General features: G+C 68.0%; 12 protein-coding genes, 1 rRNA gene and 1 riboswitch. Of the genes, 12 read left to right on the forward strand and 1 reads right to left on the reverse strand.

The features are described from left to right. The 12 genes from rrf to ABZ725_RS44495 form a co-directional block, all read left to right on the forward strand. Positions 1 to 95, forward strand: a 5S ribosomal RNA gene (gene rrf / locus ABZ725_RS44440); the annotation flags it as partial. A gap of 109 nt (positions 96 to 204) precedes the next feature. Next, entirely contained in the window at positions 205 to 813 is a 609-nt protein-coding gene (locus ABZ725_RS44445; protein ID WP_351916179.1) for a CDP-alcohol phosphatidyltransferase family protein, read from the forward strand. 112 nt (positions 814 to 925) lie between these two features. Beyond that, entirely contained in the window at positions 926 to 3,421 is a 2,496-nt protein-coding gene (locus ABZ725_RS44450; RefSeq protein ID WP_358808061.1) for a mannose-1-phosphate guanyltransferase, read from the forward strand. A gap of 103 nt (positions 3,422 to 3,524) precedes the next feature. Then, on the forward strand, positions 3,525 to 4,430 hold the full coding sequence (locus tag ABZ725_RS44455) for a DUF881 domain-containing protein (protein WP_351916183.1): 906 nt from the start codon (positions 3,525 to 3,527) through the stop codon (positions 4,428 to 4,430). Beyond that, entirely contained in the window at positions 4,427 to 4,759 is a 333-nt protein-coding gene (locus tag ABZ725_RS44460; protein WP_020133151.1) for a small basic family protein, read from the forward strand. Before ABZ725_RS44455 ends, ABZ725_RS44460 begins: the two co-directional genes overlap by 4 nt. Positions 4,760 to 4,764: 5 nt before the next feature. Continuing rightward, a complete protein-coding gene (locus ABZ725_RS44465) occupies positions 4,765 to 5,598 on the forward strand; it encodes a DUF881 domain-containing protein (RefSeq protein WP_358808062.1) in 834 nt (277 codons plus the stop codon). An 82-nt stretch (positions 5,599 to 5,680) separates the two neighbouring features. Further along, positions 5,681 to 6,565, forward strand: coding sequence for an FHA domain-containing protein (locus ABZ725_RS44470; RefSeq protein ID WP_358808199.1), 885 nt, complete (start codon positions 5,681 to 5,683; stop codon positions 6,563 to 6,565). Positions 6,566 to 6,607: 42 nt separating this feature from the next. After that, positions 6,608 to 7,345 carry a MerR family transcriptional regulator gene (locus tag ABZ725_RS44475; protein WP_358808063.1) on the forward strand — a complete coding sequence of 246 codons (738 nt, stop codon included), beginning with the start codon at positions 6,608 to 6,610 and terminating at the stop codon, positions 7,343 to 7,345. Between the two features lie 84 nt (positions 7,346 to 7,429). Continuing rightward, positions 7,430 to 7,903 carry a bifunctional nuclease family protein gene (locus tag ABZ725_RS44480; RefSeq protein ID WP_004934251.1) on the forward strand — a complete coding sequence of 158 codons (474 nt, stop codon included), beginning with the start codon at positions 7,430 to 7,432 and terminating at the stop codon, positions 7,901 to 7,903. 245 nt (positions 7,904 to 8,148) lie between these two features. Further along, complete coding sequence (locus tag ABZ725_RS44485) at positions 8,149 to 8,832, forward strand: MerR family transcriptional regulator (protein WP_358808064.1); 684 nt, start codon at positions 8,149 to 8,151, stop codon at positions 8,830 to 8,832. A gap of 67 nt (positions 8,833 to 8,899) precedes the next feature. Then, positions 8,900 to 10,261, forward strand: a complete 1,362-nt coding sequence (locus ABZ725_RS44490; RefSeq protein WP_358808065.1) for a DNA polymerase IV — start codon at positions 8,900 to 8,902, stop codon at positions 10,259 to 10,261. 100 nt (positions 10,262 to 10,361) lie between these two features. Then, positions 10,362 to 10,826 carry a nucleotidyltransferase domain-containing protein gene (locus tag ABZ725_RS44495; protein WP_358808066.1) on the forward strand — a complete coding sequence of 155 codons (465 nt, stop codon included), beginning with the start codon at positions 10,362 to 10,364 and terminating at the stop codon, positions 10,824 to 10,826. Between the two features lie 6 nt (positions 10,827 to 10,832). On the opposite strand, the gene ABZ725_RS44500 is transcribed toward ABZ725_RS44495, so the two are convergent. After that, positions 10,833 to 11,204, reverse strand: coding sequence for a PRC-barrel domain-containing protein (locus tag ABZ725_RS44500; protein WP_358808067.1), 372 nt, complete (start codon positions 11,202 to 11,204; stop codon positions 10,833 to 10,835). Between the two features lie 113 nt (positions 11,205 to 11,317). After that, a riboswitch (glycine riboswitch) is annotated at positions 11,318 to 11,413 on the forward strand. Positions 11,414 to 11,508 lie beyond the last annotated feature (95 nt).

An 11,508-nucleotide genomic window follows, 5' to 3' on the forward strand; every position in this document is an offset into this window, starting at 1 on the left:
AAACGCCCGGTTACATTCCGAACCCGGAAGCTAAGCCTTACAGCGCCGATGGTACTGCAGGGGGGACCCTGTGGGAGAGTAGGACACCGCCGAACTCCTTTTAGAGCTCCGGCTCTTGGGCAGACAGCCCAAGAGCCGGAGCTTTTTTGCGTTGGGGTAAGGTCAGGGGGCATCGTTGGCTCATTTCCTACTGGAGGCTCCCGGGTGGAGGTCCAAGAGACCCGTGTCCAGACAAACCGGGTCTTCACCATCCCGAACATCCTGAGCATGGCTCGCCTCGTCGGCGTGCCCCTGTTCCTGTGGCTGATCCTCAGGCCGGAGTTCGGGGGCCCGAAGAGCGATGGCTGGGCTTTTCTGGTGCTGGCGTTGAGCGGAGTCAGCGACTACCTGGACGGCAAGCTGGCACGGCGCTGGAATCAGGTCAGCAGCCTCGGCCGGCTCCTGGACCCGGCCGCTGACCGCCTCTACATTGTCGCCACTCTGACCGGCCTCACATGGCGCGAGATTCTCCCCATCTGGTTGACGGCTGTACTTGTAGCGCGGGAACTTGTCCTGCTGGTGATGGTGCTCATCCTCCGGCGACACGGCTATCCGCCGCCGCAAGTGAACTTCCTCGGGAAGGCCGCGACCTTCAACCTGATGTACGCCTTCCCGTTGCTTCTTCTCAGTGACGGAAGTGGATGGTTGGCGTCACTCGCTGCTATTTTCGGATGGGCGTTCGCAGGATGGGGTACAACGCTCTACTGGTGGGCAGGAGTCCTCTACGTGGTACAGGTCCGCCGTCTCGTTCGTGCGGACGCCATGGCCGGCTGACCTCGCCGATCGGCGGTAGCAGTGGCTCGATGGCCCGCGGCGGAAAAGTGCGGGACAATCTGGACGGGTGAAGTCGGCTAGACCGTCGTCTCTTTAGGAGGACGCTTCCGACATGAAGGCCGTCGTGATGGCAGGAGGCGAAGGCACACGCCTTCGCCCGATGACCTCGAGCATGCCCAAGCCGCTCCTGCCGGTGGTCAACCGGCCGATCATGGAGCACGTTCTGAGGCTGCTCAAAAGGCATGGGCTCAATGAGACCGTCGTTACTGTTCAGTTCCTGGCGTCGCTGGTCAAGAACTACTTCGGTGACGGCGAAGAGCTCGGAATGGAGCTCAGCTATGCCAACGAGGAGAAGCCACTCGGTACCGCCGGAAGCGTCAAGAACGCAGAGGAGGCGTTGAAGGACGACGCCTTCCTCGTCATCTCCGGCGATGCGCTCACCGACTTCGACCTCACCGAGTTGATCAGCTTCCACAAGGAGAAGGGTGCGCTCGTCACCGTCTGTCTGACGCGTGTGCCCAATCCATTGGAGTTCGGCATCACCATCGTCGACGAAGAGGGCAAGGTCGAGCGTTTCCTCGAGAAACCGACCTGGGGCCAGGTCTTCTCGGACACCGTGAACACGGGTATCTACGTCATGGAGCCCGAGGTCTTCGACTATGTCGAGGCCGATGTGCCCGTCGACTGGTCCGGTGACGTCTTCCCGCAACTGATGAAGGAGGGCAAGCCGGTCTACGGCTTCGTCGCCGAGGGGTACTGGGAGGACGTGGGCACGCACGAGAGCTACGTGAAGGCCCAGGCAGACGTGCTGGAAGGCAAGGTCGACGTCGATATCGACGGGTTCGAGATCTCGCCGGGCGTGTGGGTGGCCGAAGGGGCCGAAGTGCATCCCGATGCCGTGCTGCGGGGGCCCCTGTACATCGGGGACTACGCGAAGGTCGAGGCGGGCGCCGAAATCCGTGAGCACACGGTCATCGGATCCAACGTCGTCGTCAAGAGCGGTGCCTTCCTGCACAAGGCCGTGGTGCACGACAACGTGTACATCGGGCAGCACAGCAATCTGCGCGGCTGTGTCGTCGGTAAGAACACGGACATCATGCGAGCGGCCCGGATCGAGGACGGCGCCGTCATCGGTGATGAATGCCTGATCGGTGAAGAATCGATCGTGCAGGGCAATGTGCGGGTCTATCCCTTCAAGACCATCGAAGCCGGCGCGTTCGTCAATACGTCGGTGATCTGGGAGTCCCGAGGACAGGCGCATCTTTTCGGCGCCCGCGGGGTCTCCGGGATCCTGAACGTCGAGATCACGCCCGAGCTGGCCGTGCGTCTCGCGGGCGCCTATGCCACGACGCTGAAGAAGGGTTCCACCGTCACGACGGCCCGGGACCACTCCCGTGGAGCCCGTGCGCTGAAGCGGGCGGTGATCTCCGCGCTCCAGGCCAGTGCCATCGACGTACGGGACCTGGAGAACGTGCCGCTGCCCGTGGCGCGGCAGCAGACCGCGCGGGGGAGTGCCGGCGGGATCATGATCCGGACGTCGCCCGGGGTGCCGGACTCCGTGGACATCATGTTCTTCGACGGACAGGGCTCGGACCTGTCGCAGGGCAGTCAGCGGAAGCTGGACCGGGTGTTCGCGCGGCAGGAGTACCGGCGGGCGTTCCCGGGGGAGATCGGGGACCTGTATTTCCCGGCGAGCGTCTTCGACTCGTACACCGGGTCCTTGCTGCGGAACGTGGACACGACAGGGATCTCCGAGTCCGGGCTGAAGGTCGTGGTGGACGCCTCGAACGGCAGTGCCGGGCTGGTGCTGCCGAGTCTCCTCGGGAAGCTCGGGGTGGACTCGCTGACCATCAATCCCGGCCTGAACGAGGCCCGGCCGACGGAGACGGGCGATCAGCGGCGGTCCGGGCTCGTACGGCTCGGGGAGATCGTGGCTTCGTCGCGGGCCGCGTTCGGCGTGCGGTTCGACCCGGTGGGTGAGCGGCTCTCCCTCGTTGACGAGAAGGGCCGGATCATCGAGGACGACCGGGCGCTGCTCGTGCTGCTCGATCTGGTGGCCGCCGAGCGGCGCAGCGGACGGGTCGCTCTCCCGGTGACCACGACCCGGATCGCCGAGCAGGTCGCGGCGTATCACGGGACGCAGGTCGAGTGGACGACGACCTCGCCCGACGACCTCACCCGGGTCGGGCAGGACGAGACGACGATCTTCGGCGGCGACGGCAAGGGAGGGTTCATCGTCCCGGAGTTCAGCAGTGTCTTCGACGGTACGGCGGCCTTCGTGCGGCTGATCGGGCTGGTGGCTCGGACGCAGCTCACCCTCAGCCAGATCGATGCGCGGATTCCGCGGGCGCACGTCCTGAAGCGGGATCTGGCGACTCCGTGGGCCGTCAAGGGACTCGTGATGCGGCGGGTCGTCGAGGCGGCCGGAGACCGCTTCGTGGACACCACCGACGGTGTACGGGTGGTGGAGACGGACGGTCGTTGGGTGATGGTGCTGCCCGACCCGGCCGAGGCCGTCACCCATCTGTGGGCCGAGGGGCCGGACGACGCGTCCGCGCAGGCCCTGCTCGACGAATGGTCGGCGGTCGTGGACAGCGCCGGGCGCTGAGCCACGCGCACGCTCACGCGCGCGTGCCGGACAAGTGTCCCCAAGGGGGCCTGTCCGGCACGCCGGTGGGGCCATTCGGAGGTATGCGGCGCGACGTGCGACGATGTGCGGCATGCCGCAGCAGCCCCCCGTTCGGAGCACACCCGCGCGCGTGTCGCGCCCGGACGCCTCCATGTCGCTGCTCACCAACGTCATGGACCACAGCCTCGACGACGGCTATGCAGAGGCCGCCGCCCGTAAGCGGGCCGATGGCTCCGGTGGTCTGCCCAAGACGGTGCGGGCAAAGCTCGGTCTCGCGGCGGGGTTGGTGCTCGCGGCCCTCGTGGTCACCGTCGGGGCGGCTCAGGCGCGGGTCGCGGCTCCGGTCGTCGCCAAGGAGCGCGAGGAGCTGATCGACCGCATCGACCGTGAGACGGATGCTGCCGACAAGCTCGAGAGCACTGTCGACAAGCTCCGCGACGATGTGAGCGCGCGGCAGCAGGAGGCGCTCAAGCAGAGCGGCGGCAGTGACGGGTCGGACCTGGTGGGTGTTCTGTCGGGCGCCGTCGAGGTGCACGGGCCGGGAGTCAAGCTGGTCGTGGACGATGCCGAGGAAGCCACCACGGGCGGTGACGGCGATCCGCGCGAGACCTCCGGTTTCTCCGACACCGGACGGGTGCGCGACCGTGACATGCAGCGCGTGGTCAACGGGTTGTGGGCGTCGGGTGCCGAGGCCGTCTCCATCAACGGACAGCGGCTGACGGCGCTGTCGGCGATCAGGGCCGCGGGTGACGCGATACTGGTCGACAACAAGCCGCTGGTGCCGCCGTACACGGTGCTCGCGGTGGGGGACGGGAAAAACCTGAGCACCAGGTTCCAGAACAGCGCGGACGGGCTGTATCTGAACGCCCTGCAGGAGAACTACGGCATCCGGACGGCCATTTCCGTGGCGGACGACGTCCGGCTGCCCGCCGCACCGAGTGTGATCGTTCGTACAGCTCAGCCGAGAAGTGAGAAGGGCACATCGTGATCGCCGTACTGGGCCTCGTCGTGGGAGTCGTGGCCGGCCTGTTGGTTCAGCCTGAGGTGCCGGCAGCAGTCGTGCCTTATCTGCCGATCGCCGTGGTGGCGGCGCTCGACGCCGTGTTCGGCGGGCTGCGGGCCATGCTGGACGGCATCTTCGACGACAAGGTGTTCGTGGTCTCGTTCCTGTCGAACGTGGTCGTCGCCGCGTTGATCGTGTTCCTGGGAGACGAGTTGGGCGTGGGGTCGCAGTTGTCCACCGGCGTCGTGGTCGTCCTCGGCATCCGGATCTTCTCCAACGCCGCGGCGATCCGTCGGCACGTCTTCAGGGCGTGAGCCGGATGAGCAACCAGGACGAGGCGCCCGAGAACAGGCTGCGCAAGGAGTTGCCCGCCGAGGTCCCGGTGACGTCGTCCGTCGGCGAAGAGGCCGAGCAGCCGGCCGATCCCGTGCTCACCGGCCGGCAGCGGCTGGTGCAGGGGCTCTGGCCGCCGCGGGTCTCCCGGGCGCAACTCATCGTCGCCCTGCTGCTGTTCGGCCTCGGCTTCGGCCTGGCCGTCCAGGTCGCGTCCAACAGCGACAGCGGAAACGCCCTGCGCGGGGCGCGTCAGGAAGATCTTGTGCGCATCCTTGATGAACTCGACGACCGCAGTCAGCGTCTTGAGGACGAGAAGCAGGGCCTCGAGAAGCAGCAGCAGGAGCTGGAGAACAGCTCCGACCAGGCCGAGGAGGCCCGCAAGCAGACGGTCGAGAAGGAGAAGCAACTCGGCATTCTGGCGGGCACGGTGGCTGCTCAGGGGCCCGGCATCACGATGACCATCGAGGACACGAAGGGGACGGTCGAGGCGGACATGTTGCTCGACGCGATCCAGGAACTGCGCGCGGCCGGGGCCGAAGCGATCCAGGTGAACGGTGTACGGGTCGTCGCCGGCACCTTCCTGACGGATTCCGGCGACAGCGTGAGCGTCGACGGGAACAAGATCAACACACCGTTTCGTTTCAAGGTCATCGGCAATCCGCAGGACCTCGAGCCGGCGCTGAACATCCCTGGAGGCGTGGTGCAGACTCTTGAGAAGGAGCAGGCCACCGTGACCGTCGAGCGGTCGGACAAGATCGTTGTGGACGCCTTGCGAGCGGCGAAGCAGCCTGACTACGCTCGGTCGTCGGCCCAGTGAACCGGGGGTGCATGCGGGGCGTCCGGCAGGGGCATGAGGTTGCGGGGGGTCGACGCACCGATCGGGTGGTGCGTGGTGGAAACTGTCAGGTGGACACGGACGTTGTGAAGGTGTCCGGGTCGGCCGGTGTATTCAGTCAGGGTTCGTCCTGCCCCACGGGCGGGTCTGTTTCGGTCAAGGGGAATCGCCCGTGAAGTTGTTTGCGAAGTTGTTCGGCAAGAGCGCGCGAGAGGGCAGCGACAACGCGACCGCTCGTCATCGCGCACAGCCCGACGCGGAGGGTCAGCGGCCGCTGTTCAGGGACCAGGTGGGTGGTCCGGGCGGTGACATTTCCGGAGGTCAGGGTGCGGCGTCGGTTGACCCTGCGCAGTCCGGCGGCATAGGTTTCGGCCAACCGTCAACCTCAAGTACGGGTGGAGGGTTTTCCCCTATGTCGGCCCTTGTGTGTACGAGGTGCGGTAACCGCAATGCGGAGAACAGCCGCTTCTGCTCCAACTGCGGAGCTCCGCTGCGTCCCGGGCTGACGCCCGAGCGTCCGTCGGAGACGACCTCCACCATCTCCATCTCCGGTCTCGAGGCCTACGACGCCGAGGTCACCGGCCAGACGCAGTTGCCCGCGCTCTCTCCCGAGGCGCAGGCCGCGGTCGACGCGCTGCCGTTGGGCTCCGCGCTGCTGGTCGTGCGCCGCGGTCCGAACTCGGGCAGCCGCTTCCTGCTGGACGGCGATCTGACGACGGCCGGCCGTCACCCGCAGAGCGACATCTTCCTCGACGACGTAACGGTCTCGCGCCGTCACGTGGAGTTCCGGCGCAACCCGGACGGCACGTTCAGGGTGGCGGACGTCGGCAGTCTGAACGGCACGTACGTCAACCGGGAGCGGATCGACGAGGTCGCTCTGTCGAACGGTGACGAGGTGCAGATCGGCAAGTACCGGCTGGTCTTCTACGCGAGCCAGCGGGGCTACTGACCCTCCCCCGGAGTCCATCCGGGGGGAACCCAGGGAAGGTCCATGCTTCAAACACCGAGGGGCGGTGCCGGACCGGGCACCGCCGCCGCGGACGGCGGTCCGATGAGCATCGGCACCGTGTTGAACGCGCTGCGCGACGAGTTTCCCGAAGTCACCATCTCCAAGATCCGTTTCCTGGAGTCGGAGGGGCTCATCGATCCGCAGCGGACCCCTTCGGGGTACCGCAAGTTCAGCGCGCAGGACGTCGAGCGCCTCGGTCACGTACTGAGGATGCAGCGGGACCACTATCTGCCGCTCAAGGTCATCCGTGAGCACCTGGACGCCATGGAGCGGGGCGAGGCCGCGCCGCTGCCGACCGTGGGTCGCCAGCGCGACGGCGAGGCCTTTCTGGAGCCGTCGGACGCGCCCACGGTCGCCCGGATCGGGCGGGCCGAGCTGCTGGCGGCCGCGGGGATCGGTGAGCCGGAGCTCGAGGAGTGGGAGGCGTACGGGCTCGTCGTGCCCTTGGAGGACGGCGTCTACGACGCCGAGGCCGCCACGGTGGCCGCGCTCGTGGCCGAGCTGGGGCGGTTCGGGATCGAGCCCCGGCATCTGCGGGTGATGAAGGCCGCGGCCGACCGTGAGGCCGGGCTCGTGGACCAGGTGGTGGCACCGCTCAAGCGTCATCGCAATCCGCAGACGAGGGTGCTCGCGGAGGCCCGTACGAAGGAGCTGGCGGGGCTCACGGTGCGGCTGCATGCGGCGCTCGTGCAGACCGCGCTCGGGGTGCGGCTGCCCTGAGCGGGCGGTTTCGCCGTGGGCGGATCGGTCACCCGTTCCCGGCCCGACTACCCAAACGTCCCGGGCACGGCCTAGGGTTGCTGTGTGAACGAGCTCGATGTCGTAGGTGTCCGGGTCGAGATGCCCTCCAACCAACCGATCGTGCTGCTGCGTGAAGTGGGAGGCGACCGTTACCTTCCCATCTGGATCGGACCGGGGGAGGCGACGGCGATCGCCTTCGCCCAGCAGGGCATGGCTCCCGCGCGACCGCTGACCCACGACCTGTTCAAGGACGTGCTCGAAGCCGTCGGCCAGGAGCTCACCGAAGTGCGCATCACGGATCTGCGGGAGGGCGTCTTCTACGCGGAGCTGGTCTTCGCCAGCGGGGTCGAGGTGAGCGCGCGCCCGTCCGACGCCATAGCGCTGGCGCTGCGCACCGGAACGCCGATCTACGGCAGCGACACGGTGCTCGACGACGCGGGGATCGCCATCCCGGACGAGCAGGAGGACGAGGTGGAGAAGTTCCGCGAGTTCCTCGACCAGATCTCGCCCGAGGACTTCGGCACCAGCAACCAGTAGCCGGCACATACGCGACATGTGGGCGTCCTGCACGGGGACGCCCGTCTCGTTTCCGGCAAATGCCAGCGGCGACTGAGAGCGTCCTACGGCTACTTCTCAGCGCATTCGGCTAGCCTTTCCCCGCGGTGGGGTGCGGGAAACCACTCCTAGGGTGATTATCACTCGGCGTGCCGAGTGTGGCGATCGTTGACGCACCCCTGGTGACTGCCTACCGTCGAGAAGGCAGGTCAAGGACGGAGGTCGGCGTGAGAAGCAGCGGCGACGGTACGGCTGGGGGTGCCCCCGGACTCGGTGTCGGGGGAAGCGGTCCGTACCCTCCCCCGAGCTCTCAGCTGAGTTCGAGCAGGGGGTACCCCCAGCAGAGCGGCGTTGCCGACCAGGCTCCGCAACGGCCGGCGGCCGTGCCGAGCAGCGGAGGGGCGACGTCCATGGCGTCCGAGCAGATCGGCTATCGCGGTCCGACGGCCTGTGCGGCCGCGGGCATCACCTATCGGCAACTGGACTACTGGGCGCGCACCGGGCTTGTCGAGCCGAGTGTGCGGCCCGCGCACGGGTCCGGCACACAACGTCTGTACAGCTTCCGGGACGTCGTCGTTCTGAAGATCGTCAAGCGGTTCCTCGACACCGGGGTGTCGCTGCAGAACATCCGCTCCGCCGTGCAGCATCTGCGGGAGCGCGGGTTCAGCGACCTGGAGCGCATGACGTTGATGAGCGACGGCGCGACGGTCTACGAGTGCACCTCGCCCGACGAGGTCCACGCGCTGCTCCAGGGCGGTCAGGGCGTTTTCGGGATCGCTGTGGGCGTGGTGTGGCGGGACGTCGAGAACGCGCTTTCCCAGTTGCACGGGGAGCGCGTCGACACCGGTGAGACGCTCGTCGGGCACAACCCGGCGGACGAGCTGGCGCGTCGGCGCAACCGGGCGGTCTGAGGCTCCTTGCGGAGCTCGGGGCGGCGGTACGACGCCGTTGTCAGTGGTGTGGTGCAGCATCGGACATGTGAGAAACGCGCCCACCATCCTGCATCTCGACATGGATGCCTTCTTCGCGCAGGCGGAGCAGGCGTCCAAGCCGAGTCTGCGCGGGAAAGCCGTGGTCGTGGGCGGTCTGGGGCCCCGTGGAGTGGTCGCGACCGCTTCCTACGAGGCGCGCGTCTTCGGGGTGCACTCGGCGATGCCCATGGCCCAGGCGCGCCGACTGGCTCCGAACGCCGCCTATCTCGTTCCGCGCTTCGCGTTCTACCGGTCGATCAGCGAGCAGGTCATGGCGCTGCTGGGAGCGCTTTCGCCGTTGGTGGAGCCGCTGAGCCTGGACGAGGCCTTCGTGGACCTGGAGGCCGGGGAAGCGGCCTGGGACAGTGAGTCGGCCGAGCTGGCCGGCGTTCGACTGCGTGCTGACATACGGGCTGTCACGGGTCTCACCGGCTCGGTGGGGCTGGCCTCCTGCAAGATGCTCGCGAAGATCGCCTCGGAGCAGGCGAAGCCCGACGGCCTGGTGCTGATCGAGCCGGGCACCGAGCGGGCGCTCCTCGGGCCCATGTCGGCGCGGATCCTGCCGGGGGTCGGCCCGGCGACGGGGGACCATCTGAGGCGGGCCGGGATCACCACGGTCGACGAGATCGCCGAGGCCGGTGAGGACGAGCTGGTTCGGCTGCTGGGCAAGGCTCACGGGCATGCCCTGTACGCGATGGCGCTGGCGCGTGACGACCGGCCCGTGGTGGCCGAGCGGGAGACCAAGTCGGTGTCGGTCGAGGACACGTACGACGTGGACATCCACGACCGGGTCCGGGTCGAGCTGGAGGTGCAGCGGCTCGCGGACCGGTGTGTGCGCAGGCTGCGGGGGGCCGGTCTGTCGGGGCGGACGATCGTGCTGAAGGTGCGGCGGTACGACTTCTCGACGCTCACCCGGTCCGAGACGCTGCGTGGCCCCACCGACGATCCGACGGTGATCCGGGAAGCGGCGGCCCGGTTGCTGGACTCCGTGGACACGACGGGCGGGGTGCGGCTCCTCGGGGTGGGCGTCAGCGGTCTGGCGGACTTCACTCAGGAGGACCTGTTCGCGCAGGCCGCGGAGGAGCGGTCGGAGGGGATCGAGGAGGAACTCGCGGAGGAGCCCGTCCGCGAGGAGCCGTTGGGGACCGAGCATCAGTGGCGTCCTGGACACGATGTGCGGCATGCCGAGCTCGGGCACGGGTGGGTGCAGGGCAGCGGGCTCGGCCGGGTCACCGTGCGGTTCGAGACCCCGCAGTCGGAGCCGGGACGGGTGCGGACGTTCCGTACCGACGACCCGGGGCTGGAGCCGGCGGATCCGCTGCCGCTGGTGCGGCGAAGACCTGAGGTCGGCTCCGGGAACTCTCGGTGAGGTCGATCAGTTACACAGAGTGAAGCGGTTCGAAGTACGGGGTGAGTCGGAGCGATGACGGTGTCCGGAGAGGCGGCGCCGACGGCGGATGGGGAGCTGCATGAAACTGCACGGAGGTCGGTTCGCGGACTCGGCCGGGGTGTCGCCGGAGCGTGAGGCCGAGATGCGGCAGGTGGCGGATCGGGTCACCCGGTGGTGCGCGAACCGGAGCGACGTGGTCGGGTTGCTCCTCGTCGGGTCCTGCGCGCGTGGGACCGCGCGTCCCGACTCGGACGTCGATCTCCTGCTGCTGTCGACGGTGCCGGATCGCTACGCCGCCGACGAGGCGTGGGGACGTGAACTGTCCCTGGGGGAGGTGATCCGGGTCCAGGAATGGGGGCCTGTCACCGAATGGCGGTATGCCACCGCTTCCGGCCTGGAGGTCGAGGTGGGCGTCGGATCTCCCCGCTGGGCGCGGACCGATCCGGTCGACGCCGGTACGCGAAGAGTCGTCACGGATGGCGCCCGGCCGCTGTACGACCCTGCCGGGATACTCGGGGCGCTGATACGGGCCTGTGCCGCCTGAGGGGGTTCAGCTCTCGTCCGTGCCCGCGAGCCGGCCGAAGTCGTGGTCGGGGAGCGGGGGAGGGGCGCCCACGTCGAGGCCGTAGTGGTGGTAGAGCTGGAGTTCCTGCTCCGGGGAGAGGTGGCGGCCCACGCCGAAGTCGGGGGCGTCCTTGATCAGGGCCCGTTCGAAGGGGATGTGCAGGGCGCCCTCGACCAGCTCGCTGGGCTCCAGGGGGACGAAGGCGTCGCGGGAGAACAGGCCGGTTCGTATGGCCGCCCACTCGGGCACGCCGGTCGCGTCGTCGAGGTAGACCTCGTCGACAGTGCCGATCTTGGTGCCGTTGCGGTCGAACGCCTTGCGGCCGATCAGGTGGCGCGGATCGATGTCGGTCTGCACGGGCCCTCCATTTGGTCGCAACCCATCCGTAAGCACTACAAAAGAGCACATCGGGACGGGCGGCCACTCGAAGGGGGTCGCGTTGACCTCGCTGGTAGTCTGACAACGGCTGCTGACCCCGTGCGGGAGAGTCCTCCGGACACCATCGGAGGCGCCGAAGGAGCAACTCCTCCCCGGAATCTCTCAGGCCCACGTACCGCACGGACGAGGTCACTCTGGAAAGCAGGGCGGGTGCCGACGGCGTCGACGGCTTCCGCTCTCACCGACGGTGAAAGCCGGGTGCCCTCGGGCGGCCGGTGAAGCT

The sequence above is a fragment of the Streptomyces sp. NPDC006872 genome, from assembly GCF_040635845.1.
Taxonomy (GTDB): domain Bacteria; phylum Actinomycetota; class Actinomycetes; order Streptomycetales; family Streptomycetaceae; genus Streptomyces.